Annotated in this window: 26 protein-coding genes and 1 pseudogene; 7 read left to right on the forward strand and 20 right to left on the reverse strand. The window is 51.3% G+C overall.

Annotation, left to right across the window (positions count from 1 at the left end; translation table 11 throughout):
• Positions 1-181 precede the first annotated feature (181 nt).
• Positions 182-1,147 carry a hypothetical protein gene (locus tag BFP99_RS32830; RefSeq protein ID WP_141690777.1) on the forward strand — a complete coding sequence of 322 codons (966 nt, stop codon included), beginning with the start codon at positions 182-184 and terminating at the stop codon, positions 1,145-1,147.
• Positions 1,148-1,368: 221 nt separating this feature from the next.
• Here the strand turns inward: BFP99_RS32830 and BFP99_RS15005 are convergent, their stop codons facing one another.
• The 9 genes from BFP99_RS15005 to BFP99_RS32065 form a co-directional block, all read right to left on the reverse strand.
• The gene (locus BFP99_RS15005; RefSeq protein ID WP_065947575.1) at positions 1,369-3,888 is read right to left on the reverse strand and encodes a DEAD/DEAH box helicase; all 2,520 of its coding nucleotides are present in this window, start codon (positions 3,886-3,888) and stop codon (positions 1,369-1,371) included.
• Positions 3,889-4,294: 406 nt separating this feature from the next.
• Complete coding sequence (locus BFP99_RS15010; protein WP_065947576.1) at positions 4,295-5,044, reverse strand: TIGR03747 family integrating conjugative element membrane protein; 750 nt, start codon at positions 5,042-5,044, stop codon at positions 4,295-4,297.
• 13 nt (positions 5,045-5,057) lie between these two features.
• The gene (locus BFP99_RS15015; RefSeq protein ID WP_256098143.1) at positions 5,058-5,300 is read right to left on the reverse strand and encodes a hypothetical protein; all 243 of its coding nucleotides are present in this window, start codon (positions 5,298-5,300) and stop codon (positions 5,058-5,060) included.
• Positions 5,301-5,314: 14 nt separating this feature from the next.
• Positions 5,315-7,483: a type IV conjugative transfer system coupling protein TraD gene (traD, locus tag BFP99_RS15020; protein ID WP_065947578.1), complete on the reverse strand. Its 2,169-nt coding sequence runs from the start codon at positions 7,481-7,483 to the stop codon at positions 5,315-5,317.
• Between the two features lie 2 nt (positions 7,484-7,485).
• Positions 7,486-8,001: an integrating conjugative element protein gene (locus tag BFP99_RS15025; protein WP_065947579.1), complete on the reverse strand. Its 516-nt coding sequence runs from the start codon at positions 7,999-8,001 to the stop codon at positions 7,486-7,488.
• Positions 7,998-8,558: a lytic transglycosylase gene (locus BFP99_RS32060; RefSeq protein WP_083221189.1), complete on the reverse strand. Its 561-nt coding sequence runs from the start codon at positions 8,556-8,558 to the stop codon at positions 7,998-8,000. Before BFP99_RS32060 ends, BFP99_RS15025 begins: the two co-directional genes overlap by 4 nt.
• Positions 8,543-9,262: a TIGR03759 family integrating conjugative element protein gene (locus tag BFP99_RS15030; protein ID WP_065947580.1), complete on the reverse strand. Its 720-nt coding sequence runs from the start codon at positions 9,260-9,262 to the stop codon at positions 8,543-8,545. Before BFP99_RS15030 ends, BFP99_RS32060 begins: the two co-directional genes overlap by 16 nt.
• A 16-nt stretch (positions 9,263-9,278) precedes the next feature.
• Positions 9,279-9,941, reverse strand: a complete 663-nt coding sequence (locus tag BFP99_RS15035; RefSeq protein ID WP_065947581.1) for a hypothetical protein — start codon at positions 9,939-9,941, stop codon at positions 9,279-9,281.
• Entirely contained in the window at positions 9,938-10,378 is a 441-nt protein-coding gene (locus tag BFP99_RS32065) for a PFGI-1 class ICE element type IV pilus protein PilL2 (protein WP_083221190.1), read from the reverse strand. Before BFP99_RS32065 ends, BFP99_RS15035 begins: the two co-directional genes overlap by 4 nt.
• Positions 10,379-10,755: 377 nt before the next feature.
• Here BFP99_RS32065 and BFP99_RS15040 point away from each other — a divergent pair, with 377 nt between their 5' ends.
• From BFP99_RS15040 to BFP99_RS15065, 5 genes are all read left to right on the forward strand, one after another.
• On the forward strand, positions 10,756-11,037 hold the full coding sequence (locus BFP99_RS15040) for a hypothetical protein (protein WP_065947582.1): 282 nt from the start codon (positions 10,756-10,758) through the stop codon (positions 11,035-11,037).
• Positions 11,038-11,167: 130 nt separating this feature from the next.
• Positions 11,168-11,899, forward strand: a complete 732-nt coding sequence (locus BFP99_RS15045) for a hypothetical protein (RefSeq protein ID WP_065947583.1) — start codon at positions 11,168-11,170, stop codon at positions 11,897-11,899.
• A 213-nt stretch (positions 11,900-12,112) separates the two neighbouring features.
• The gene (locus BFP99_RS15050) at positions 12,113-12,958 is read left to right on the forward strand and encodes a DNA/RNA non-specific endonuclease (protein ID WP_065947584.1); all 846 of its coding nucleotides are present in this window, start codon (positions 12,113-12,115) and stop codon (positions 12,956-12,958) included.
• Between the two features lie 1,090 nt (positions 12,959-14,048).
• A complete protein-coding gene (locus BFP99_RS15060) occupies positions 14,049-14,378 on the forward strand; it encodes a hypothetical protein (RefSeq protein WP_065947586.1) in 330 nt (109 codons plus the stop codon).
• A gap of 196 nt (positions 14,379-14,574) precedes the next feature.
• Complete coding sequence (locus tag BFP99_RS15065; protein ID WP_065947587.1) at positions 14,575-16,548, forward strand: phosphorylase family protein; 1,974 nt, start codon at positions 14,575-14,577, stop codon at positions 16,546-16,548.
• 680 nt (positions 16,549-17,228) lie between these two features.
• Here the strand turns inward: BFP99_RS15065 and BFP99_RS33295 are convergent.
• Positions 17,229-17,447, reverse strand: coding sequence for a hypothetical protein (locus BFP99_RS33295; RefSeq protein ID WP_176719695.1), 219 nt, complete (start codon positions 17,445-17,447; stop codon positions 17,229-17,231).
• Positions 17,448-17,705: 258 nt separating this feature from the next.
• On the reverse strand, positions 17,706-18,824 hold the full coding sequence (locus BFP99_RS15075; RefSeq protein WP_065947589.1) for a hypothetical protein: 1,119 nt from the start codon (positions 18,822-18,824) through the stop codon (positions 17,706-17,708).
• 639 nt (positions 18,825-19,463) lie between these two features.
• Here BFP99_RS15075 and BFP99_RS15080 point away from each other — a divergent pair.
• Positions 19,464-20,381 (forward strand): hypothetical protein, encoded by a 918-nt coding sequence (locus BFP99_RS15080; protein ID WP_141690779.1) that lies wholly within the window; start codon positions 19,464-19,466, stop codon positions 20,379-20,381.
• A gap of 225 nt (positions 20,382-20,606) precedes the next feature.
• On the opposite strand, the gene BFP99_RS15085 is transcribed toward BFP99_RS15080, so the two are convergent.
• The 9 genes and pseudogenes from BFP99_RS15085 to BFP99_RS33640 all read right to left on the reverse strand — a co-directional run.
• Positions 20,607-21,260: a DUF2272 domain-containing protein gene (locus tag BFP99_RS15085; RefSeq protein ID WP_065947591.1), complete on the reverse strand. Its 654-nt coding sequence runs from the start codon at positions 21,258-21,260 to the stop codon at positions 20,607-20,609.
• A 269-nt stretch (positions 21,261-21,529) separates the two neighbouring features.
• The gene (locus BFP99_RS15090) at positions 21,530-21,943 is read right to left on the reverse strand and encodes a hypothetical protein (RefSeq protein WP_065947592.1); all 414 of its coding nucleotides are present in this window, start codon (positions 21,941-21,943) and stop codon (positions 21,530-21,532) included.
• A gap of 99 nt (positions 21,944-22,042) precedes the next feature.
• Positions 22,043-22,267, reverse strand: coding sequence for a hypothetical protein (locus tag BFP99_RS33630; RefSeq protein WP_065947593.1), 225 nt, complete (start codon positions 22,265-22,267; stop codon positions 22,043-22,045).
• Positions 22,268-22,636: 369 nt separating this feature from the next.
• Complete coding sequence (locus BFP99_RS15100; RefSeq protein WP_065947594.1) at positions 22,637-23,470, reverse strand: suppressor of fused domain protein; 834 nt, start codon at positions 23,468-23,470, stop codon at positions 22,637-22,639.
• 260 nt (positions 23,471-23,730) lie between these two features.
• Positions 23,731-24,051 carry an HNH endonuclease gene (locus tag BFP99_RS32075; RefSeq protein ID WP_256098148.1) on the reverse strand — a complete coding sequence of 107 codons (321 nt, stop codon included), beginning with the start codon at positions 24,049-24,051 and terminating at the stop codon, positions 23,731-23,733.
• A gap of 294 nt (positions 24,052-24,345) precedes the next feature.
• The gene (locus BFP99_RS33635; protein ID WP_256098144.1) at positions 24,346-24,984 is read right to left on the reverse strand and encodes a hypothetical protein; all 639 of its coding nucleotides are present in this window, start codon (positions 24,982-24,984) and stop codon (positions 24,346-24,348) included.
• A 161-nt stretch (positions 24,985-25,145) separates the two neighbouring features.
• Positions 25,146-25,520, reverse strand: a complete 375-nt coding sequence (locus tag BFP99_RS15115) for a DUF1640 domain-containing protein (protein WP_065947596.1) — start codon at positions 25,518-25,520, stop codon at positions 25,146-25,148.
• 534 nt (positions 25,521-26,054) lie between these two features.
• The gene (locus BFP99_RS15120) at positions 26,055-26,273 is read right to left on the reverse strand and encodes a hypothetical protein (RefSeq protein ID WP_017529429.1); all 219 of its coding nucleotides are present in this window, start codon (positions 26,271-26,273) and stop codon (positions 26,055-26,057) included.
• Positions 26,274-26,324: 51 nt separating this feature from the next.
• Positions 26,325-26,462: pseudogene (locus BFP99_RS33640) on the reverse strand (serine recombinase); the annotation flags it as partial.
• Between the last annotated feature and the right edge of the window lie 77 nt (positions 26,463-26,539).

Genomic DNA, 26,539 nt, shown 5'->3' on the forward strand with positions numbered 1-26,539 from the left:
CAAGAGGGGCCTTGCGCGAATGGCACGAAACGAAGCAAGCTAGCTAGTCGTTTCGCTTACGTGAGATTTCAAGATTTTTTAATCAGGTGATATTTTAAGGCTCAGTGGTTTTTACTATTGCAAAAAAGCTCCACTACATACGAATGGCTCGAATAAAATTATTAATGTTGAAGCAGGGTCTATGGAAGTGATGAAGAAAGGGATTGAAACGCGATTTGTGGCTTTCTTGGATATTTTAGGTTTTAAGGGTTTGGTAAATAAAATAGAGGCTGAGAGCGAGGGTGGCAAAGATTACGAAAGGGTTGCATGGGCTTTAGATTTCTTACATGAGGAGTCCAAAGAGTCAAATGGGCATCATGATCTGAATGTCTATGAGTTGACTTCTGATGGTTGTTTAGTAAAGGAGCTAGGCGATCCAAGGTTAAACTATATATCAGATTGCATCATAATTTCAGCTGAAGGTAGTTTTGATGGATTTAAAGCTCTTTGCAATAAAGTGACCAAGTTCTCTATTCAAGGTGCCTGCGCAGGTATTTATATGAGAGGGGGCATAACCTTCGGAAAGATTTATCATCATGGCCCCATACTTTTTGGTACCGCTTATCAAAGAGCATTGGAGCTAGAGGCGGGCGCTTCTAATCCCAGGGTATTGGTCGATGATGTTGTTTGTGAAGTGTTGTCTGAGCATTTAGGAAAATTCCCTCTCAATGGCCATGCAATTAGAGTTGATGATGATGGAAGAAAATACCTTATTAATTACCCATTTGGGTATGAGTCCGGTTTTGACTCAAACTGGATTGATACATTGTTGAGAGTGAAAGTCTCAATTTTATATTTTTTGAACAAATTTGATGTTCGGGTTGGTGGCTTTGGACCGGAATTACGACGGCTTGATCAGTTTTGCTGTTGGAAGGAGAGATACTCGATGAATTTGAATTTTGACGGAGGTGATGAGCATGTTTTAAAAAAATATATCTGGCTGCAGAAAGAGTTCAATCGGACGCTAAAGAGATATTCAAGAGTTATTAACGCCCGTCATCAGGTACGCATAAGTCCTTATGCTGTGCAGGCCGGCCCTAGAATCGCACCCATCACTTGGAACGGCAGAATATGGGCGCCAGAAAAAGAACTTGGTCGGTACCGATAGGCTTTTTCCACTCCAGCTGTACGACATTGCAGGAAGCTATACTAAGGAGATTTATATAGGGCTGGTTTTACGAGATAAACCTGTTGAAGAAAAAGAGGGATTTATTTTTTTGCAATATAAATCAGTCCCCTTTTTACTCTTAGATTAATTTCGATGACGCAACAGCAGAGAGGTGTGGAGGCTTTTTGACTTCCCCCACATTCATTACAAATTATGCTGAATTATTTTATATTAGGCTCCGAGTATATTTTAGTTAGATTTTTCGGGTCTAAGTTATGAAAATCGAGTAGCTTATTAATTTGTTCGGTTGAAATATTATGGATGTCAAATTTTTGTAGCTCCATAATGAATGCCCTAAAGTTCTCTTTCAATTTGTTCAGTGAACCTTTTCGCATGATTGAGACATCGTGCGTGAAGTTTCCATCATATGAAAGTTTTTTGGTGGGGTGTACCAGGATTCTTGTACATTCGGCTTCCCCATATACTTCCTCAAACCATCCGCAATGTGTATTCATTTGACTGGCTTCATTTTTATTAATCTCTGCCCTATTTGACTCAACTTCATTTTTGCACTCTAAAAATATATAACGATTGACCCCGATGCACCATAGATTATCAGGCCCCTTCTTTATTTCCTTATCGGGTCTCTGACTTTCGAAACCTAGGCCTAGTCCAAGTTCTTTAAGGGCTAACTCAAACTTCTCCGAGGCTACACCAAAGGCAAGGTTGTCTAGAATTCCATTGGCGGAAAGTTGAAGTTCTTCGTGGGTGGCAAACGTTTTCAGCCAGTTCTGAATTCGCAAGATCCGGTTTTCGTTGATGAAAGATATTTTTTTGTAGTTAACGCCAGTTTTCGGTTTTAAGAGCTGGGTATTTAACCTGAAGGCGGTGCCTTGAATGGTATTCGCATCAACTTTGCTCAGTCTGTACGTGTAGCGGGCAAGCTGCTGGATGTACCAACCTTTTTCGGAGGGTTCGTCTTGGAATCTATCTGATAATTTTTGGATGATTTCACATGCCCGCTTTTCGTTTCCAGATGCAAAGGCTACTTCAGCATCAAACTCCATTTTCAATACGTCATACAGAGAAGGGCTCTGCGTTGCCTTTCCTATTTCGTCCATTTCTTCAATATAATATTCTTTCCAGCCCTCATCCCGACTGAGGGCCTGCTTCATGAGATTAACCAAAACCTCATACTCGTTTGGATTGGTTTTTAGTTCTGCTTTGGCGTCATCTGCAATCTGGAGCCCGATTTCAATCTGCTTTTTTGTTTGAGGGGAGAAGTATTTGTGAGTGGCTTGGCTTTTAATAAATTTTGTAAGATCACCACCAACTATCAAAATTACGCTGTAATCTTTTTCCCCTCTTACGCTTCGCCCTAGCCCCTGCTCCACTTTCTGTGCAATCTTTACGTTCATAATATCGCTACCAGCACGACAATCCTCTTCGTAACGGTCAAGAAGAGAGTCGAAGTAAGGCTTCGAGTCTAGGATAAGAATTCGACAAGCGTCGTCGGGTAAGTCAATTCCATCATATCTGTTCGCAAAAACTATTGACGTATCAGTTTTTCCAGTCTTCAGTTGTTGAACGTGCTCGAAAATAGTTTCTGTTTCGGCGACAGCGGCCCCTAGACGTTGATACTGGGTTTTGTTTGAAAAATCAGGAGTAAGGAATACGATCCCGTAATGACGATCTTTATCGGGCCTCGCAAGCCAATCTACTATGTTTTCCCTATCTAAAGAGGCATCAATCAACGTAGGAATTAAAATCATTTTCTCACCCGACCATTTCAATATAGAGTTGGTGAGAGGGCTTTTAATTGCTTCAATATCGAATCCAAGACCTTTTATCGAGAAAGAATCATCTTGCGTTGTAGCCGACATTAAAATTCGATGTTCCGCTCGAGAGAAAGATCCGAATGCATTTATCGGAATCAAAATAGGCGAAATTTCGAGATAGGTTCCGGCTATAAATGCCTGGCAGTTTTCTAGATTGTTCTTTATTAACTCCCACGCAAATAAAATTTCTTTATCATCTTTGTGATTCAGCAGAAGTTGAATCAGTTCGTCCTTTCGGTCAATCCAAGACCAGTAGGGAACTGGCAACATGGTATTGTAACTGCCACTCTCGATTTCAAGGAAGCTACCTTCCCCTTGTGCTCTTAAATCCTGATCAAAAAGCCTGATGATTTTTTCGTAAAGAGCATGTTTTCGATCTATTTTTATAGTGAGCGCATTTCTGATCGAGTCGATGCAAGCATGTGAATCATCTAAAACAATGGAACCGACTTCAACGGATTTGTTATTAAGACCAAACTTCGTTCTCCCATTGAAAAGCTTTTGAATGTGTGTAATCAAAAGAGTCTTCCCTGCGATAAACTCGTCGGGCAGTTCGCGATCTTTACCAATTTCGCAGAATGGTATACCAAATTTTTTAGCTTCAGACGTTACTTGTTTCGCTAAATATATGTTGGGGCATAAAAAGACACATGGTTTTCCGGACTCATTTAGCTTCGACTGAAGTATCAAAAGCCCAATCAAGGTCTTGCCCTCACCCGTGTGAAGCTTCACCACACTGTCTTTCAAGTTTCTTCGAGAGTAATGCCATTCTTTTAAAAGCGTTTCTTGAGACGGGCGTAGCGGGCCTGCTTCGCTTCTTCGATCCAGTGAGTCGTATATTTCTGTTGGATCTATCTTTTTTTCAATAGTTTTGTTTTTTAGCTTTTTCTTAAAGTCGACCATTTACTGCTCCTTGTAATTGATAAAACTTTTAAGCATTTTGGCTTTATCTGTGGATGAAACTTTCGCGCAACCTTAGGGCGAAAGCCGTTGAGTGATATGCAGATTACTGCCAATCTTGCTTGAAAACTACCTCGGTTCCTCATTCCTACGTCGACGAAATTTTCTCGCGGTTTCTCACTATCACTTCCGTCTGCTTTTGGCCGATTTCTGCCCCTTATGACAGGCATCAATCGACCCTTCGAAGCCGTTCGACATGTCTACGAAACCAAAGGCGATTCACGTTTGTCGGTGGAGGTTTTTACGTTTCGACTACGTAAAACTGGTACCCAGAATTTTTGATAAAACATCGAATGCTCTCGATGATGATCACTCGGATATTTCCATTCAGCGCCGACGAAATCGTCACTCAAAGGTACTTTTTGAAACTGCCTGCTGAAATGCTAACCGTTATCCCGAAGGTTGCTGCCATTGGGAGCAGAATTAGAAGCGGACTGATGCTTATGGGAAGTGCTGGATAAATTATCCAGGGCGAAACCAGTAACGGCACAATCAACATCTTGGCCCGATGGTAAATGAACCCGGATTCGCGCCCAGCGCCAAACCTGCGAAGGTCGCGACGCACCAGTCCATCTATCAGACCTGTGAGTGCCGCCATCAAAAAAAGTGGAAGGCTTAGCGTCAGAATCAACAGCCTGGTCAGAAACGTCAGCGCTGCATACACGGCGGTCAGGCCGAAATTCTCAATCTGCACATAGGCAACACTGATGTAGTGCTGCAGATCTGCACCACTGGCGCTGTTCTGCCTGGCTTGCTCAGATGCAAGCCTGATCCAGTTGACGATCCCTGTTTTCTCGAAGCCCCATTCGTAGGCCAAGCCAATCGTGTTCCGGACGAAGTGGTCAGGATCTTGGATCAACAGGCTCTGGGTGAATGAGGTGGACAACCAGTCCAGCTCGTTGTTGAGCATACCCCGCGAGTGGTGCCAGCCTTCTTCGCGCCAGAAGAAATACAGTCCAATCCACTCCGTCACGATGCTAAAAAACAGTGAGACCAGAAGGATGCCCAGCAGGGAGAAAGGCACGCTCAACGCTTTGCGGATCCAACCCTTTTCACGGTACTGCTGCTGGCGCTTGGCAGTTTCAGCGGTGCTTGCCATGGTCTCGTCCAGGTCAGTGAATGGTCATGTGGCAGTGTTGAAAGCACACCAGAAGGGACCCCGCCACAGGGTCTTCGATTTGAATGTGGCTTGGGCTCTTCCAATGCGGTTTGAGACCTTGGTCTTGCAACTGATCGAAAAGTGCGTGCCCGTCGTAGATCCCCAGCTTGGCGTAGCCCAGCAGAAGCTCCAGCTCGCCTGATATCTCTCGAACGGCCGGTGCCAACGCCCTTAGAGTGATGAAACGCAGCTCCATGCGCGACGGCCATCTCATGAGTCTGTTGCCTCGAGCGCGTCGGGGATAGCCTCATCGTCGAGAAGCTCGCTAGGTAACGTTTCATCCAGCGATCGAGTTCCGCTACTGGTCCACCATTCACCGCCGCCATCTACATAGCTGTTGCGCATATTCTCGGCGAGGGTTCGTAAGTCTTTGGGCATCAGCTCATCAGGGTCAGGGGCGGGTAAGGGCATCCGGATCTTCCAGAGATTTCCCCCTTCTAGGAGTGCAAAGGCTTGCCCTTTGGGTAGGCTCACCACATGAGCTGGCTCAATCAATGGCACGCTCGTAGAACTCACTCGGTCTTGTGTGTTGCTCGTGAAGTCTGTGTTGCCAGAGGGGTCTGAACTGTCTGTCGCACCACTCACCAGGGTGGTTGAGTACACCTCTACCTTGGGCAATTGTTTGGTCAGCAATTCAGCCGTTGCGGTCTCTCGCACCCTTAGCATGAACAGGTTGTTGAAGTTGCCGACGACTTGGCCTGCTTTGGCTCGGTTGCCGATCTTCGCTTCGATGTCACTGATGGTTTGTGTATACGCGCTGACCTGGATGCCGGCACCACCGCCCTTGTTGATCATCGGGATGAACTCATCCCCCATCAACTCGTTGAATTCATCAGCATGCAGGTTGATCGGGATTTTCTGATCGCTCGAAGCCCCGGGTAAACCGTCGTCAATGCCGAACTTGTAGATGTGGCCAGCGACCGACACCAAATCGGAAAACATTGAGTTGCCCACCGCCGCAGCGACTTCTGGATCTGACAGCGCGTCGAGCCCAACGTAGACGATCGCGCGTTTGCGAATGACCTGCATCCAATCAAAGATGGGACGGGGGTCATTCAGGTCGGTGTAGTTGGGCGATATCAGCTCTGCCATACGGCCGGTAGTCAGTTTTTCCAGAAGGGGCAGCAAGGACGCAACGATCTTGTCGAAGTAGGTCTTGTCGTACCGCACTGCTGAACGCAGCCCATCCATGACGGGATCGGCCACGCGGGTTTTGGAGAGATAATGGTCGATCGCGGCCACACGCTTTTGGCGACCGCGCATGTTGAAGGGTGTGTTCTTCTCGTTCAGCGCACCCTCTATCGTTACGATCACCTCCCACGCTTTGGCGTCGTGCTTGGCGAAGTAGTGGCCGCTGTATTCAATGAACAACGCATCGATGTTGATCACATGCTGCTGGATCTTCAGGTAGTCGGGCCGAACGCCAAGCTCCACCAGGGCACGTGCGATGATGTTGACGAAACGCCAGGCGAACTCACGGAAGGCTGCGCTGTTACCTTCCCCCGACAACTGTCCTGAAATCCGGCTGGCTACCTCTGAGATTCTGCCGAAACGCCCAATGGCGTTGTATCGAGAAGAGAAGTCCGGCCAACCCAGATGAAAGACGTAGAACTCCCCCTCGCGACCTGCTCGTTGGGCTTCGAGATACATGCGTTTGAGTAGATCAGCATCACCCTTTGGGTCAAATACGATCACCGGCTCGAACTCTCTTAGACCGCCAACAGACTTCACTCGGCGAATATCCTGGGTGATAAACAGTTCAGCCAAACGGGTTTTGCCCACTCGGGTAGTACCCAGAATCAGGCTATGACCTACGCGTTCGCCGAGGGGCAGCGACACCTCAACCTCGTTTGGCTCAACCCCATGTAGACGCGCAGAGCCACCAACGGGGGGCAGGGGGCGTACGGGGTTGAGTGGGTTGTCCCAAGACGTGAGTTTGGGAAGCACATTCATTGGAAAGCGGGCATATTCCATTCTCTCCTCCATGCGTCTGGCAGCCTGGAAAAGTGCTGTGGGCTCCACGTACCTGCGAAACTCTGGTCGATAGGTTTGTGTCAGGCGCTGGGTGTGACGTTGCTCCCACTTAAAGCCTATGCCTATGAACAGACGCCGGTTGCTCACGGGGACGTTTTTGCTGGTCATGATGTAGCGAGGCAGGCGGCGAATGTTCCGGCGATAACGCAGGACGAATAGCGCTTGCTGTAGGCGTATCCAACCAAAGATCAAAAAGAAGGCGGCTGCCGCCATTCCAAACAATGGCGTAAGTGCTAACGACCAGGGGGCAAAGAGACTTAAAAATGCCCCAATAGCGCAGACGGTCACGGTGAAAAGCTCAACGGCAGGGCGCAGTAGTGCCTCGATGGTATGAGAGTTGGCCATGGCTACTGCTCTATACCGGATGCCGTTATCAGCAGGGGGTAGTGTTGAATGCCCAAGCGCTCTGCAAGCTCGTCAGCGGATGCCGGCACCATCTCCAATCCTGTGCCGAGGTCGCGTAGCGCTGTGAGGGCTCCTATCTGTTGAACGTTGACCACCAGGCCCACGGCATTGAGTTTCAGCAGCACCTCCTTGCGTGACGATAACCAACGTCGCGAAAGGTCGTCGTCCCCAATCAGGAAAATGGGAGCCAGTCCTGGGTGGTTGGTCACTCGGCTTTCGACCGTGCCTGGGCTGAGTCGCTCCGACTTCACCGGCAACATGTCCGCTTCACTGTAAGGATCCAGGCGTACCAGTGGGAGCGCAGTGGCTTTCGTCGACGTGCGCTCAGTTGGGGGATTCAGGATGCGGTAGTCGGGCACAGTCGAGTTCCAATCCGAGTCTTCGACCCCATTCAGCGCTGCCCAGGAAAGGGTTGAAAACGCCAGCGAGAGGGCGCCCAGTGAAAGTGTGCATTTCATGGTGACTTCGTTCCTTGAAGGGATGGTTGCGTGATACGACTAAGGTGATTGGCGAAAGACGTGCGATAGCGGGCGGCCGGTGGACCTCCCGCAGGGCGGTGATAACGTCCGGCGGCGGTGATCCAGGTGGTGTCTGGGGTCTTATGCTGCTGGAGGAGAGCGGCGGCGACCTGGAGGTTTCGATACGGGTTCAACGCTTCGCACGGATGAACAAAATGACTGCCGTTCCAGCCGAGATTGATTTGGCCCAAGCCTGCATCAACCGCTTTAGCGCCCACCCGATTCAAGGCCTGTAAAAGCGCGGTGCACGCGTCATCTTGATGTGCAAATCGATAGGGCTTGCCTGCGACGTTCAAGGTCCAGGGCCAGGGAATCAGCGTCCCGCGTAATAGGACTCCGCTCTCTTGCACGGCAAGCGCATAAAGAACCTCTGCTGGAACATCACTGCCATAGGTCGCTAGCTGATAGGCAGGGGGAGGAATTTCAGCGGCAGTGGTGCAGGTAAAGCCAAGACACCCACTGAGCAGCATCCCGCTGAAGTTCACTGCCGTTGCCATTGGCCATTCACCTGGCGCATCACGGCGGGAAAGCTGCCCTTATCGCCGACACTGTTCCAGCGACCCGCGTCGTGGTTCAGGGTGATGTCGCGATTGCGGACTTTCTGGATGTCGATACGGGCATTGTCTGCCCAGCCGCGGATCAACTCATCTTTGCCTTTCGTACCGACAACGTAGAGATCAAAGGGATGGTTGGCGCTCTGCAAGCGTTGAACCCGTTCAACACAACCCTTGCAGTCGATAGACACGAAAACGGCCAGTCTTGCGGGCAGCGTCACGGGTGGCGACTGAACGGTGGGGGAGGCGCTGAGTAGGTCCACCGGGAGCAGATTGGGATAAAGGCGGGCGAAGGTTTCGTTGTACGCGTTCTGATAAGCGAACAGCTTCGTGACGCGGTTGTATTCCGCATGCGCCTGCATCTCCGTGAATCGCTTCTGCTCCTCGCGGGTACGTGCTTCGATGCCTAACGCCGTCAGTGGATCGATACCTGGTGAGTAGAGGCCCAAAGGTCCTTCCATCAAAAGCTTGTAGCGTTGCCATTCCTCCGGTTGCAGATTCCATGCCCTGGCTTTTGACTCTTCCAGGGAGGAGGTGAGGTGCTCTTGCAGACGGCTTCTTTCGAGTGCGGATTGATGATCTTCGGCAACTGCTGTCAGCCAGGTCGTCAGAAGTGGGGCGCCAAGCAAAACGACTTTAGTGATCAATTTTCATGTCGTTCGCCTATCTGATCGTCACGAGGTGTGAAGAACCATCAGGTCGTATGAAGTGGGCTTCATCTGGGAGGAGAGAGTTCAGCCTCCAGCCCATGAATGAGGCGGAAGGCCGCATCAGGACGACATCGGCCAGGTGGGATAGGTCGAAGGCAGCAACGGCCAGGAAAATCTCTGTGCCTCTTGAGTCGACCCCTAGGATGTTGAAAGGCAAAGAAGCTGGTTTACGAGCGGCAAGGGGGGCTGCTGGTTTGGTGAGGTGTGGCTCAACAAGTTTTGGCGCGGCGACTGTACGGTTCTCAACAGCCGTTTCTAGGCGGAGCAACTGAGTCTTCGCGCCCATGACATCTTTCGATAACGCTGCAAGCTCCTCCTGCAATTGCTCGATGCTTTCGCAATGGTCAGGGGCTTGATCCAAGGCGTCCAGACGCTCGGTGAGCGTCTGTTGATTGAGCTCAAAATCTTCCAGTGTCACAAAGCCTGGCTGTTTTGCGTCGTTAACGTCACTGTCCAGTCTGTCGAGTTGAAGTTGCAAGGCCTCAAGCTGGTCTGTTGAGGGACGTCCTCCTATGGCTGTAGAGAGCCCGGCCACTTCATTCATGAGGTACAGCGACGTCGCACTGAGCAGCACCAGCGCTCCATTTTGGAGAGTCGCGAGGGAAGGCCGATTCATTGCTTCATCTCCGTCAACGAGCGTTCTGGATTTGATATGAGACGCGCGGGAATGGCAGGTGCCATCCGCGAGACAAAACAGATGCGCCGCGCCTTCTCGTCAACCGTTGGCTGCCAGGCCGATCCCGCTAACGTCACCAATGCACTGCGCAAGGTGATGGGGCCCAGACGATAGTGCGAGGCAGGCAGGGGATGTGCGTAGAGTTGGCGTAACTCGCTTGTCGCTGGACACAAGCTGTAGCCCGAGTAGCGTAATACGTAGGTCAGTGCGTTCTGGACGGTTGGCGTAAGGCTTTGAGGTATTTGGATGTTGACCACCTGGCTCAGCAGGTCCAATTGGTCTGGTCGGGGTGATGTGCTGGCCTTCGTGTATCGTCCAAGACGAATATCTGAAGAGTGCTCAACCTGTAACGCAATTGCAGGGGGCTGAGCAGCCATGGGGATTTCCCTGACGTTCAATGCAATGACAGCCGGATCTTTATAGGGCGTTGAAGTACAGCCGGAAAGAAGGGCTACGACCAGGAAAAGTGAGAGATGGAGACTCGCTGTGTTTGTCTTGTTTCGCGGAAGGGGCATCCCTGTGGCCTCATAAGAATCGAGGCCTTACCTTTGCAAATGCGGTGGAGGAGTGCTGCAAGGAAACTGGTATGGCAAGGGGCGGTTTCGGGTGATGGCGAGCCTTGAGGATGAGTCGATTTTTGTGATTCTGACTTCGGCTTCGGTCAGGCCTATCAAAGTGCATTCAGTTGAGTGGAACCAAAATTGGCCGGGTGACATGCTGTTGAATTCTCCCACCGCCACGGATGACATTTCCAATGACCAAGCTGATTACGTTTCTAAACCACTGGGTCCCCGGCATCGTCTGCACGTTGCTCGGGTATTTCCTTAGCCAGGGCGCGTTCGACGGAGTTGGACAAACCTTCGTACGCTCTTGGGCCGCGACGCAGGAATGGGCGGTCGAGCCTATTTTTTATCCGAGGTGGTTCGTCCTCTCGGGAGCAACAACCATTCTTATCGGTGGTGTTTACCTTTTCTGGAAACAATATAAGCGCGTGCAGAGATTGGAGAGACACAGCAATAACTGGTTGACGCGTTAGGCATTGCTGTCGAAAAAAGCAGACGATGGCCCAGTGAATACGTAGTGGTCAGAAATTTTAACCCGCTAACACACCGGGCTAAAGAACCGGCTGTTGTTGCTCTTTAGTCCTCATCAACATGGATTGCATAATGAAAAAAAAGGAAGCTGAAGGTAAGCCTTCAACGACATTGGTGAAGACGCTCGCCGTCTTAAAAGAGCTCAGTACTTGTAAGCCTCGAAGAGCATCAGAGCGGCGTACGGGCTTGGAGAAAAAAGCAGAACTGCTTTCCAAATGGAGCCTGATTTTATCCGGGGTGTTGTTGGCTCCGCCCGCGTTGCTTGGCTATTTCAAGGATCCAGCAAAGGCGTTGTCGGAAGTGGTACAGAATGCTGCTCTGGTGGCGATAGCGTTGTCTATGTCACTCACGCTGCTGTCGTTCGTTGCTCCGATTTTTGCTTCAGCGTGGGTACTCTTCCGATGGGAGGCAGTGACATATGAAAACCTGCGGGGCGACATTATTCATGAGCAAAGCATTGCAAACCGTTTGCGGCGACACGGCGTCAATGCGCTCACCGAAGCTAAAATGTGGCTTGAGCTCAAGATCAAGCGCATTGAGGCGCGTGTGACGTGGTTTTTTGGGGATAAGACGGCTGCCCTAGGCTTGTTCGCAACGGCTTACGTATTCTCAGAAAAGTTCGGTGGTTTTCCTTGGATCCAGAGAACCCTTCGTGCCGGCCCAGGACTTAGCAATATTGGAGACACTGTGCTGCTTTACGCTGCGGCTTTGATTTTTGGACTTTCGCTCGGCGCCGTTCTTATCAAACACATTGCTGCCCGGTACAGGTACCAGGTTGAGTTGATTGACCTTTCGCTTCGATAGTGGGGCAACGCAGCATGGGAGGGCGCGACGCCCTGCCATGAGGCCCTTTCCCAACGATAGCTTTTCCAAGTCATGCGGTTCAACGCTTCAAACGCTACGATCGTCATTCTGAAGCGCTAGTTTGTTCTGTGAAGGGATCAGTTCTTTATGGAACCTGAATGGGGAATTTTTCCACTTAGCTAGCCTCACGCATTCACACCAAGGAGAAACATCATGAAAGGACATATACAGCTGAGGCACTTGGCTTTTCTGCTCTTACCGCTTTTTGCTGCCTGTACTACACCTGACAGGTCGCGGGAGTCTGAAGTTTATAGCCGCATGGCGCCCGAGCAGCCTTTGCAGTTTGATAACTGTTCAGTGGGGTGCCCTACAGGCGGCAGTCCTCTGACGCTGAACCGCCAGGCGTATACGCTCAACAATAATGGCTCGACCAAGTTTGCAAACTGGGTGTCGTACAAGATCACGAAGGACTCGCCAGCAAGCGGCCGTCCACGTAACTGGAAGACAGACCCCGACGTCCCTGCAGGCGAAACGCTTGATCCCGTGGACTATAACGGCGCCAATGTTGCGCTCAAGATCGATCGCGGGCATCAAGCCAACCTTGCTTCCATGGGCGGTGTTCCTGACTGGCAAACCCTGAACTACCAGTCGAACATCACCCCTCAGAAATCCGACCTTAACCAAGGACCTTGGGCACGCCTTGAGGATCAGGAGAGAAATCTCAGCAAAGATCCTTCTATCGCCCAGGTATACGTCGTCACGGGGCCGCTCTATGAACATTTCGTAGGGACGCTACCCGGAACGAACAAGGTGCATACGATCCCTAGTGGATACTGGAAGATCATCTTCGTAGGCAGCTCACCAGAAAATGGGCTTTATGCATCGTTCGTGATGAATCAAGAGACCCCTCGTGACGCAAGCTTTTGTGCCTATCAGGTGACGGTTGCCCAGATCGAGGAACGATCAGGACTTACCTTCTGGGGGAATCTGCCACAGCCCGTTCAGGACGTTCTGAAGTCGAAGCAGGGGCAATTGCCTAGCCGTATAGGATGTAAGTGAGTGCGTCTGATCCGATCGCTGGCTGCTGTATTGGCAGCCTTTTTTCAGCCTTGCGACGAGGGGAGGGCGTGGCGAAATTACACTTCACTCGAGCAGGCGTTTGCGTTCGCTCTGACCACCGATTGCATGGGATATGACCAGCATGTACTTATCGTTCATCGGCGAAACGGCCAATAGCGTCCTAGCCGCCGAATAAGGGTTAAGAAACCTTATCACCTATCGCTATGATAGATGCTCCGAACGTTACGTCAGGTAGCCGGGTAACCTCAGCCAATGCTCGTAAGGGTGCTGGCACGTTGGTAAGCGTCAGTGGACTCGTTGGCCGGTATTGCAGCTCATATCCCCTCAAGGCCTAGCACGTATCGCGATGAACGTGCGACCAGTCGTATGCAAAGAATTCACGCTTGGCAAATGCAACGAAAGCGTTCGCGGGAAGCGTGGAAGTGACTAGATCTACATCCGACACCTCCGGCAATGAAAGGAAAAATTCTTCGGAGTTCTCGACGGGGGGAAGTGCGGAGTCAGTAATAGGCCCCCGATCACCCGTAGTGAAGAGCGCAACATGCCCGACCGCGTCAGTAGCGAGCCCTCCAACATCAAAATCCTGAAGAACGATGGGAGATTCCATTTGCGCATACTTAAGAAAAAAGGGACTGGTTGATTTGTCGACTCCACTTGCCAGCCCAGGGGACACGGACGTCGAGAAATCGTCAAACCGGGAAGAAATACGAAGCATCTATTTTTTTGTTCTTAACACCTGCTGTTGGCCGATTTCCTCCTATCACGAATTAACGCCTATAGAATTGACTGCAGCCCTTGGCGGCAGGCAAAAGACGGCCAAAAGCTGGCTTTTACCTACGTTGACAAAGCAGTGGTCGATCCTATTGGCTATCAATTCAACACTTGTTAGTGTTTGTGGCTGATTCGCTGCATCTGTTCATTTGAGATGTGGGGCGTACCGATGCAAACTGACCAGCCTTGTTCTCCACCGGAGAGTAGTGCTCAGAACACATTTGATGCTGTAAACCGCCTCGCCAAGACTAGCTGTTAGAATTGCACTGGTTTGGTGATCAGACCCTTGAGAAGCAGCATGAACAAAGAATGGACTGAAGAAGAGATGCGCAAAGCGTTGTTCGGCAATGCCATAGTAACTGCGCCAATGAGCGCCGCCCCGGTGGAAGAAATCCAGCCAGACGTCGCAGCCGTGCCCGTATCAAAAGTGCCGAAAAAGAAGGTCCCAAACGCCTTCACCCCAAGGATTCTGGTGACTCTGCGTGTGAGCAATGAGTTTGAAGGAAAGACGCTTGAGGTCGTTCATGAGGCAGACACTCTGAGTACGCTGCTGGCAGAGCAGGAAGCCACCAAAGCAGCCAGGAAAAAATTCCGATATGTAGAAGTGATATCGGTCAAATCGATGTAAATCATGTTTCACTGCAGGCTCCAAGCCGGTCTGCTGTTTTCCGATAGCTGCCGGTCTTGGCTGAACGCTATCGACTCAAAGTGAAAGTTCGCAATTCGATCGCGATATGGCTGAGACGTGAAAAACTTCTCGCTTGTTTGTTAATATTCCATGGTTGCTTGGTTGAAGAACCATCTATTCCGGGCCCTCGAAAGACATGACTAACCGCGTTGATATTCTCCTCTATGTAGCTCTCAGCGAAGAAGCTGATTCAGTGCTTGAAGTGCTGGGAGACCAATTTGAAGCTAGGGAGCTCAAGGATGCCAACCTTACTGCTTTCTTCGGGGGGATCCATGCGCCGACGCTAGGCCGTGACTTCAACGTGGCTATGGTTCCCGCTGGTAAGATGGGGAACACTCACGCTGCTGGCACGGTCTCATTTCTGATCAAAGAATTTAAGCCTGCCGACGTAGTTGTAATCGGAATCGCGGGATCACTCACTAACGAAATGGAGCCGGGGGACGTCTTTATCCCGGATAGCATCAACGAATATCTCGCTAACTCCGCTACACATGGTGAAGAAGGCAGTTGGAACTTCCAAATTTCGGGAAATCACTTTTTGACTTCCCGGCGACTACTGAACCGGTTTCAGTTTTTTGCCCGGACCCGCAAGTCGAAGTATAGGGAGTGGCAGACCAGTACCCGAGAGCTGAGGTCTGCATTGATATCGGCTGCGACCGAAACAGCGCTTGTGAACGCAGGCTTGGAAATGCGCGGAGAGTGCAAGCTTTATGCCGGCGATGACCTCAATCTCGCCAGCGGTCCGGCAGTAGGTAAGGGTAAGGCCTTCCTAGAGTGGGTCAAACAAAATGTCGACCGAAAGGCGGCGGCTATGGAGATGGAAACTGCGGGAGTTTATGATGCCGCACTTATCCATATGCCAACACCCAGAACTATCGCGATTCGCGGCATCTCTGACTATGCAGACGCCCGCAAAGTGAAGATTGAGACAGTCGCCAAGGGAATGTTCCGAGAGTTGTCTGCCAAGAACGCTGTTTTGCTATTCAAACATGCTGTCGAAGCGGGCTTGTTTGACGTCGATAATCTTAATACGCCTAACTCCGGTGGTTCAGCAGCTTCGGAACCGCTGGATTCGTGGGCTAGGTCGGTCTACGTAATCGGGGGTGAGACGGGAGAGACTGCCGATGTCGATTCTGAACGGCCTCAACTACATCGTGCTTCGCTCAAACTAGGTACCGTACTGGCACAGGCTGGGGCTCATCTTCATGTCTGTAGTCCATTTCCTGATTCCGCAGACTACTACGTAGCAATGGGTTATGCCGATGCTAAGTGCGGCGGAACCATTCATTTCCACAGCCCAACTCATCCGAAGGTCGAGGAAAAACGGCAGCTTTGTCGGCGGACTTTCGGGGCTAATTTAACGATTCAGGATTGGAATTACCCAGCTCCAGAAACTGAAGAAGAAGGTTCTTGGTCGCAGGCCTGGCTCCTTGCGCAGCTTCAGGCCCTTGAAAAGGCCGACGTCGTCGTGGCACTCGGCGGAAAGGTGTCGAAGACCGCAAGTACTCTACTCCATCTGGCTGAGGCGAAGGGATTGCCAATCATCCCATTTGCGTTCTTGGGTGGGGTGGCAGATCGCATTTACCGACGCCGTAATTGGGCGCGACTCAATCCTGGGTTCGACGCAAGTATTTTGGAAAGTGAGGGAAGCATTGAGAAAACAGTATCAATCTCGAATCACTTGGTACGTGACCGAGCAAAGCGGTCGATAGCACCCGATACCCAACCCAAAACTATCTTCATCAGCGTTGCTCGGCAAGACGCTGCCATGGGCATGGCTTTAGATCATGTGCTTAAAAGTTACGGCATTGAGCCAGTATTGGGAGATAGGGAGATTGTATCTGACCAATTGATTCCACCGACATTAGAGCAAGCGATCCGCCGTAGCGACATCGTTGCAGTTCTCTGGAGTCGGTTCTACGCTCAAAGCCCATGGTGCTACGACGAGCTTGCTTTGGCGCTCAGCATGGAAGCACTTGGTCATATGAAAGTCTGGTTGTTCAATTTAGACGATTCATCAATCGTACCAACCCAGGCACGGAAGCTGCCCTCGTTTGCAGTCCGCAGTGAGGAAGGGCTTCGACGCGCCCTAAGGGATCTTCTGTCATAGCTTTGCTTTAGGGGGAAAACGCAAGGGCGTAGCGCATACTCAGGCATCACGACCGCGCCCCATTGATGGCATGTGATCGACCACTGAGGTTGCGGCTCTCGGCCGTTAGCTGCCTACCGCAACGGGCAGTTCTGAGCCTGCAATAGTCTCAGCTTGAGGGCATCCCGCTCAGTGGAGCATCGATTCCCAAACCCTATTGCTGATGCCACTTGTCGCATCGCAGGCAAAGGGCCGTCTGGGTGACTACGCTCTGCCTCATCGCGGACAACTGCAGATTCACCATAGGGTTACTTATGCGAGCGTTTTCCCTAGTTGCATGCCTGATCCTCTCCCTATTTCCCTGCGTCGTTCAGGCCGAGACAATCCGTTTGACCGTCTACGATGATGGCCGATCCTGCCCTGGCAACTGCGATGCGCACGTTGTGTTTGACGATTCGCTAAACCGATCCGACTTCGCACACCTACCTAGCACGCAGAACGGTGAGTGCATAAAAGGACAGAAGTGCGAAATTTGCATTGAGGCAGGTAGAAAGCAGTGCCTTGAGGTCACCTACCGTGGTAACGGGCCCACCAAGAAAACCTTCGATCTCACCCCGGCTTTTTTCCGAGAGGCATGTGCCAGTCCCCCCACACAGCCAACTCTGGATGCCAAGTGCAAAGAATTAATGGCGGACGGTCAGTCACTGGAGGGCCGCGTGAACTGCATCACCAACCCAGGCCATGCCAAGTGCGTCGGGATGATCGCTCACGCCAAGGCCGTCCAGGATCTTGATCAGTCTAAGTACGAACAGTGCGTTCGGGTTGGGGAGGAAAAATACAACCGAGGTAAACCAAAATCCGAGCAACGCGCCAACAATTGCGCCTATGAGTTCATGAGCAACGGCGGCCCCAATAGCCATGGGAACAGATGGCGTAAGCTGCTTCCCGGCGCCTGCCGGGAGGGGACTTTCGTTGGGCCATACGGGACTGACTGCTGCAATGGTTTCCCATTTGAAGACGGTCCCAAGGGCGCCGAGTGCAAGTTCTACTATCCAAAACCTTAGATGTCTGCCTGGCCGGCAGGTAGATACCTGTCGCCAAGTTGCACAAATCAAATGTGGCGCACCAGTTCCTCGGCACGGCAAGCTATGCAGGAGTTCGCGTGCTTCGTCACAATTTTAGGGTATGGTCACTTCAAAGGTAACGCTGGCGCCAAACTTACCGTTGTCTTTCACTGTAACGCGCACTGGCTTCGTGGTCCGGGTGGTGGCGGTGAGCCGCAAATTGAAGACGCCATCGCTGGTGGTAATCGCGGTAGTAACTTTTCCAGCATCCGATGCATCTATCGGTAGGGAATAAGTCACCAGTTTTCCTGACGTATCTATGATTTGGTAAGTCGCTGTGCTGCCGGCCCCCAGAGACACTACACCACCTTCCGTTACTCCGGCGATACCGAAGTTGATGCTCAGGCCGCTACAGGCTGCCACGTCGTTTACATTGAACGAGCGATGCGCTACTTCGATAGAGTCGATCCACGAGTACAAATTGGTGACCAGGTTGTTCAATTGGCCTAGTTTTGTGCTGGTACTCGCTTTGTCTGCAGCGCCACCAGTGTTTATCTGGCTTCCGGTCGTAACGGCTAGGCTCACTTGGTCCATATTGGGCTTAATGATTTGTTGCCCGATGGCGCGCGTGAGTATCCGGTAGGTGATTTCTGGAGTGGGTTGCATGTCAGCCAGGTACACGTTGAGGTCAGTAGCAACCTGAAGGACCGACTGCTTGTACTTGAGATCATATGCCTTTGCTACTAAATAGGCTGATTGGAAGGAGGGTTCCAAAGTGCTCCAGGTACCAGGTGATAGCTCGTAGATGGCGTTCTTCAGGCGTAGCCCAGTTGCGGTATCGAAGGGTGAAAACGCCCCGTCGATGCACTGGATCGAGCTCACCGCTCGGGCGTACATGCCCTCACGCGAGGGCTTATACAGCACACTGTTAGTGCCATAGAGTGCACCGCCTCCTGCCATGAGCGCAGCTACCTGGTGCGAGCCTCCATTGGTGACGACGTTGTACCCGCCATACCCGATCAATCCGGCCATCACCACAGTAGAGCCAGCTTGCCAGTAAGCGAGTTGTTCGGACTTCGACTGCAGCGAGATTTTGAGCTTAAGCGAAATCTGTGCACCTGAGGCATCCAGATTATTCTCTTCGATCCTTGCTGTGCCAACGGAGGGGTTGAATAAAGCACAAGAAGTCAGGAGGGGGGCGATCGCTATGCTAGCGAATACTTTGCTCTTCATAAGGTTCCCTCCATGATCTTGGATGATAAGGAAGATAGCAAAGTGACATCGCATTGCAAGTCAATCCTAGGGGGGCTTGTCTATAACCGCCGTTTAGTAATGAAATGCTGACCAATTTTTTGCTCTTCACAGCGCTTAGATTTAATAGATGTATTTTCCAATGATGGCCGGCCCGTAACGGTTCCAATTATCGTGGCCAGCCTATTGCCGCTCACAAGATCCACTTTGGGCAAAAAAAGCTATAACGCATTACCGAAAAATTTTATTCCCATCTGAACATAGATATGTTTCAACAGAACCCGCCTTGTCGATATTCGGGGATTATCTACACGAATTTCTATGGCTGCTTGCCTCCATTATTCGTGTTGATGATTGGGTCAACTGACATCCGTGCAAGCTCGCCAGCTCCCTCATATTTTTCGCAGTCCGCGAGTCGACGCAGAAAGAGGCAGGTAATAGTTCTGCTTGTTAGCGATGCGAGCTGTGCTGTTGCAGCAGGTCACTCTGCTTCCGGACCAGCCCCTTTGTGGACACGCAAAGCCACCGCTGTCCGAGCAATAGGAAAGCGCCCTCTGGCGCCGATTTGTACTAATGTTTGTTTTGCCTGCTTTCCCTCATCCACCGTAAGGAAGCGCTACCTTGAGTTCACTTCGTCCGATGGGAATATATCTCCCTTTGCTAGTCGCTTTCGTGCTGCAATGCGGTTGCTCTTCGGCATCGCCAGAGATTCATAGGCTAAATGTGGCATCAGCCGACCCCGGCAACCAGCCTGACGTTAGCAAGTTGACGGCGGGTAACTTGGGCGTGCTTGTCCCGTACTACGGTAAGGACGGCCATTTCTACACTGCGGGCTACGTGGCATACCTTGCTGGGTACCGCAGCACCTCCAAGCTGGAACACATTTCCTGCTACACCCAAACACCGGACAAGGAGCTGTGGTCGTTGAATGCGGTTCCTGTCGCAGCATATGGCCTAATTCCGGGCTTCTGGTCATTTCGGCATCGGGTGGTCGACGGACTGCATTCGCTGCACGGCGGGGATGCCAAAAAAGTTGAAGTCCGTCGCGATAGACTGAAGCAGAAGATCATATCCGCGGTGCAACCCAACTCTGATGTGCCCGATTGGCAGCTGGGATTTCTGATTCATGCATTCGGTGATAGCTATGCCCACGTGCATGGTGCCCCGACTAAAGCGTACTCCCAGTGGATCGGCCATTTGATTCCGTCACTTACTGGCGATAGCCCAGATGCTATCTTCATCAACGACCACTACAAAAACTACAACGCGTACGTGTGGTCGCTGTTTGCCGCATTATCCCAGGGTGAAACGACCGCGAAATCTGACCAGGAAGGCCTCGAACTGTTTACCAAGGAAATCGCGGCGGAAGCTGCCAAAGGTAACGATCCCGACAAAACAGTGACAATCCATGTCCGTCATGGCTTCCCCGCGTATGACTTCGGAGCCAATGATCAACTCTGCGAGAAGCTGAACGTTATAATCGACGAAGACGAGATCCAAGATTTCCTCAAAAAACTATCGTCTGATCTAGACGCATAGTTTCAGTCTGCTGGATGAGGCCCGTTCCAAGCTCAGCACGGACGCTGGGACTGGTTAATCTGTGCTGGCTATCTAACCGCCTCCGAGGCAACGGTGTTTTTAACTTTGCTGATGGATAACGTATTCGCCCTCATGAAAATCAGCGATTGGCAAAGCTTTCTGACTACGTAATTGTGGAGGCTCTGCTGTCCGCCAGGGTATGAGCTGCTATTCATTAACTGATGCTCACACCGCTTGTCCGCCCATATATCGAAGGGTGGCGAACCAGTGAAAGGTCTTGGTAGTTGTGTTAGTGATGTGGCCGGCCGTATCGAGGGCCAACGTTTTTTTAGTCACTGAGTTTGCAACGTTGGCACCGATCACATCTATCTCGCCTGGTCGCACCTCGACGACGATATCTGTATGGCTGTTGTAGCCATCATCAACGTCAAAGAACAACTTTGCCTGCTTCCAAGTGATGGCGTCGTTGCGTATATAGGCTACCAGATCGCCAACCTGCGGTTGGCCGCCACTCTCTCCGTGACGATACCCCCAGAAGGCCCAATCATGATTCTCCTTACGGGCCGCGATTGCACGTCGGATGAAGTGATGATGTGACTGTTGGAAAGGGAACTCTTCCTCCGTAAGCCCGCCCTTACGCAGGAGATAACTCATGCCCGAGGCTGACCATGCGTAGCCGTCCCCCATGATTTGATTGAGTGATGGCTTCTTCCCCTCCAGCTCGCGGCAGTAAACATCTCTCACGATCTTGGCGTAAACCTCATCCTTGTCGTCGTGTGGTATATCCTGGGCTTCGGTAATCAGATTCCAGTAAGGGTGGCTCCAAGCTGCCCACATTGCTTCTGCTGAATAGAGCAATTGCTGAACGGTGGCTGGCATCTCGCCGCCCTCCTTGAGTTCGCCCCTACAGGGCACCATCGCCATGCCTCTGCGAAAAGAGACGTCGGCTGATAAGGATAGTCGCTTCCGAAGGGTTGGCGAGCTCTCCCCTAACGAGGCACTACGGGCGGCGAGGCTTTACGAGAAAATATAGGTGTCAGATGGAAGGTGGGCCCTTACTGCTCACGGTCGGTGTAGTCGCATTAATTTCGATTTTCTCGCACTTATTTCGAAATCCTACAGCCCCTCACATGACTTTGGCTGAAAGATTAGTCGATCAAATGCTGCGCTCCGGCTCGCTTGTACTGTTCGTTCCACCAGACGACAAGTTCAGCATGCTGCTCATGAGTGATCCACGACACATTCGTTTTGTCTGTTGGATCGCCTCCACAGACTACCGGCTTCACATGCCACTTGATCTTCCCTGCGAACTGCTCGTCAGGCTCTAGTGAAATCTGATCGGGCAGCCCAAACGGCGCAACATAGGAGGAATCGAGCGGCAACGTTGGGACCGTAAACATTACTCCGCAAGCGTTGATGACGATAAAGGCGCCCCAGCTCCTTAGGCCCAGTAGCGTGTAACCCGGCAGGTAATGGTCAAATCGGTAGGCTTTCATCGCAGCGAAGCTTTCATCCTGTGTAAAAACGATGAGGTAATCGTCGTTTTGCCAACCTTCGTCCATAAAATACTGACTCACTTCTAGAATTTTGTTTTCTATTAGATGCTCATGACAGCAAGCCGCCTGTTAGTACCTATCATATTGTCCGTGACTGCGAGAGGCTTATGTGAGCGCAATAGCGAGAACCGCCAAATTTCCCACTACACCGAGAATCACCCAAGCAAACGCGACCAGCGCCTTGAGTACCTTCCGCGAGGGGCTGAAAAAAACGCCAAGCAATGCCCCGATGAGGATGCCGGGAAAGCTGAATAAATAGAAAAGCCAACCCATGGAGTCTGTGACCCAGAGGTCGAAAAGAAACAAGTAAAGCCCCATGGCAGTAGCCATTCCCCTCAGTGACTCTCCTGACGCTTTGCACAGGAGCGCTATGCAAAGCACTGCCGCTTGCGGTAACCAAGAGCATGCAAAGTTCTCCAGGAAGAAGGGGCCTTTTCCGGTTGTGTAGACTGCAACGGAAGGCCCAGCCCGACGCCGATGGCTGCCAGCGGAATCCGAGTGAACTGTGGAGGATTGTTCTCTACCGATCTCATTCCCTATGACCTTTTGAGGCGGGTGGTTCGTTGAAAGTCCGCAGTCTTTTAGAGTGAAATTCCGCCAAAACAAGCTGCATTTGAAATGCTAGCTTTCGAAGCAAAGCTCACATCAGAATTACAAAACGGTCATTCGCTGCTGCCAGTTTCCTAGAGCCGCGCGGTCTCAAACAACGCTAGCACGATGGAGGCTGCTCATATGCCCGATCCCAGCAGTCTTCAAACGGCTTACCAGATCCTCGCGTGCTGCTCGCCCACCAGAACGAACGTATTCAAGCTCCGACGCTGTGATCAGTACCACTGGAACCAATCTGACCGGGGATAAAGGCATATCATCCAAATGGATAGCGAAATCCGGTTCAGGGGCTCCCAGCAAGACGCCGGTAGAATCGTCGTCGGTCACGAAGAGTTTGGGTAGCTGATCACTCATATGGTGCGACCGGCTGAATCCGGGAATCTCAAGAGATAGCGCACCGTGCTGTTCGAGTTGGTGGGTGATCCCTCCAGCGTCTGCTACCGTTTTGGCAACGTGCTCCACCAGCTCGAATGCCCAACTGCGTTTGAGAGGATCGACCTCACCCAGGGAGCCACGGGCGTGCTCGGGTATATCTGCTGTTTCTATGAACAACTCCATCTCGAAACCATTGCCCATCCCTTCAGCATCATCGAAGGGGTCTGACAGGCCTTCTGTGGCAATGATTACTGTGTCGCCACGACGAACCACCCGGTAGGCCTGGCGGGTTGAGGGCCAGTAAGGGCCACCCGAAAAGCTCGGACTAATGATGTAGGAAAGGACATCTCGCTCGACTGTGCCAACAGAGCCCCAATGACGATCCAGGCACGCTGCGCTTGCTTCTCGGGCTGCCTGATTTGCCGCATCAGCCTCAGCCGAGTGGTTGGGCGTGACCGGCTCTCGGCATTCAAGGGGTTGCGGTGTGGTTTGGGCATCTTGGGTTGAAGGGCTTTTCAATGAGATGAGAAGCTTCTTGAAGAAATTCATGTGCGTTCCTTGCTGGATTTTGGCTCAGACCCACAAATGTCAGCACTCACTGATCTGATGGTAGGCGTTGAACGCATTCTGGCGCGTTGACCACGATATGAAAACGCAAACATTTTCGCTCCTCCATCACCAGGGTGCAGAAGAGTTAGTCACCGTTGGCTTCGTAGACGCCCAACGGCAGCTCTTGACCGTTATCCGTTTGTCACGGCAATTGAGCGTGCTGCTAAAGCGCTATGCAGATGACTGCTTCACGCAAACGCTCATGGATGGGCGAAGCCGCGCAATCCACCTAGAGTTTGACGTGATTTTTCGACCTGAACTCTACTTATTTTGAATGAATGCCAGTGCCCTTTTTTCAGCTTCCGTTGCACTATCTCCCGATATGCTTGAGGAGATAAGTCATCATTCCGTCGATGTCTGCGTTGATTGCACAGGTCGCAAGCTGCTGCGATGTTCGAGCGGTAATCTTTGCCACCATCTTGTTTGGCCACCAGATGCTCCGCAGTGCATTTCAGGTGCCGAGCTTGTGCGATTGAACACCCATACAGCTTTGCATACCGTAATGCTGAACTGACCCACATCGGATAGTCACAATAGAAGCAGCGTCCTTCCTGGCGGTAGTAAGCAAATATGCGAGATTTGGCGAGTAGGGTGGGCACTGAAAGCTTCCTGGCGAATCAGTTTGTTCATTCGAAATGTTGTGTCATGCCTGAGCTAATTTAAAGGCGGGCGTGGTCTGCAACAGTGGGGGTTTCTCAGCAGCACTTGAGTTTCACCGGGTGCACAAGGCAGGGAAACGAAGACGAGCCGTCTAAGCGCCTGGAGGGGCGTTTAGACGGCTCATGAGCCACGCTTGGTGCATGGTTAGGTGAGAGTCAGTACTCGGAGGGCAAAAGCATCGTGGTGACGCTCCTGTCCCTTTCAGTGATGATCCAGAGTTTTTTTTGATCCCCTGCATCAATCTCATAGGCTGAGCACAATCGTTCGCCGTATTGAAGTGCTTGCTCATTGCTCAGCTTGTCTTCATCGCATATGTCACCCCAATCACCACTGAGGTGGCGATTGAGGTAAGGGTGAAAGTTCAGCAGTCCCTTTTCAATCAGTGTGTGTACACCCGCGGTCATCATCAGTGCGCCTGGCTCGAAAAAGACGTCAGTGCGCCTCAGACCGCTTGAAATGCTTTCACGCCTAAGCATGATGCGTAGCACTGTTGGTTTGTCCTGCTCATGCTCAATGATCAATCGCAGCTCCAACCAATGCCGATCGACTCGATCACTGCAGGGAAGAAAACGGTACAACCCGAAATCGTAGAAAGGTTCAACCGCGTCTACTTCGTTAGATCTGCAGATGAGGCATGCATACGCGGCTTCTAGGGTCTCTCCCAAACGGTTTCCCAGATCGCCAAGGTCCGATGGCTGCTCTAGGTAAACCGCTTCGTGCCAGGCGTCTTCTGAGAAGACGACTGGCAGTTTGAGCAGTTGAGATTGGAGCGAGGTAAGATTTTCGAGTTTCATGTGTCTCTCCGAAAAAACCCAAAACGGAGAGACACCTCGCCCATACGGGGAGTGTTCCCCGTATGGGCTGAATAGGTGTGAATCAGGACGCGGACAAAACCGACGTCTTAGAGCGAATAGGCTGCAGGTTGGTTACTGCCGGCTGAGGGTGACGCGGTTCATCAAGATGTGATGACTTTTCCGTAAACCTCGTAAAGGTTCTTCAAGATTGGAAAGCCAAAGCACAAAACCAGAAGCCAGAACTGCCAACGAAGCACAGTAATATTCGATTCGAGTTTTGATACCGAACTTTGGAATTGACTGGCTTGACGCTCAACCAGGGTCCGCAAATCCGCGCCTTGCTCCTTAATCAGAGCAGTAAGATCGGTACGTAGTGCAGTGATTGAACTCTCGAGATGGGACTCGGTACGCTCTAAATCAGATTTTGAAGCGAAATTTTTCACGTCGTCCTCCCAAGCATCTACAACAGTTTTAGCTTTGCTATTCGGCACGCTGATAGATATTAGCGCGTCATATAAAGCAAGCGATAGTTTCATCTTGTCTCCTGCGATTGGCAAGTGACGCAGAGCCCCCACCTGACGGTAGGTTCCCGCCACAGTGAGGGTTGGTGCATCCGGTCGGCGAAAAGTCGACGACTGTTCGCGCTCCCGAATGCTTTGCGAACTGCATCTGATCAACGCGCTTATGGCGTCGTGACCTTCTAGATCAAGGTCACCTGGGTAGGTGCTGTCGACGACAGCGATCCAGACCAAATAGTCGACTTAAACGTTGTGATGATCTAGTCAGACGTTTCCTGTAATTGTGTAGGTAAGATTCGGTTTTTTAGCTATTTAGAAAACGTTCTGCTGATGTTGAAGTGACATGATATGGTGCTGAGTGGCCGGCCCTCCTAAGGGGAAGGTTGGCCGTTCGAACCGGCCCTGGGACACCATATAATTAGGGCCTCTCCCGCCTATCCACTGACGGTTCACTTTTTCCGTGACAGCAGGGTGGCAGCAGCAGGCCAACAAAAAGCCCCGCCGGGCGATGCTCAGGCGGGGCTTTTTTTGTTCTGTAACTTGTAGCAGGCGTTAGTCGTTGACTCGTCGCCCGTGCTGGGCCATCAGTTCAGCGAACTGCGTCCAACTGAGTTTCAGCTTGTGCTGAGCACCGCGCGGTTTCCAGTCAATGGTTCCCTGGCTGATCAGTAATTCGCCAAGCTTCGCATCGTCTTTCCGCACCTCAATTTCTACGTCCTTTCGCTGCACTACCTTGGTGTGCAAAGTGAGGTTTATTTCGTGCTTAGCCATTATCGATCCCTGGTTGGTTGGTGGCAGAGTGCGATCATACGCGCATGGGTGTTAGTGGGCGAGACTGTCTTTAATCCGGAGCACCTTGGTGGTTGAGCAGTTGGAGTGCCGTGCAGTGGCGCGGATGCCGAGACCGGGCGCCAGCAATTCTCGTGCGCGCTTGTGCAGATCGATGTCCACTGGTCCGCCCTCGCCCTGTGAGACGGCAGACTGGGACATCACATAAATTGATACTTTCAGCCGATCAAGCTCAAAACAACTTCAGG

It is taken from the genome of Pseudomonas sp. 1 R 17 (genome assembly GCF_900067035.1).
In the GTDB taxonomy this organism is placed as follows: Bacteria; Pseudomonadota; Gammaproteobacteria; order Pseudomonadales; family Pseudomonadaceae; genus Aquipseudomonas; species Aquipseudomonas marginalis.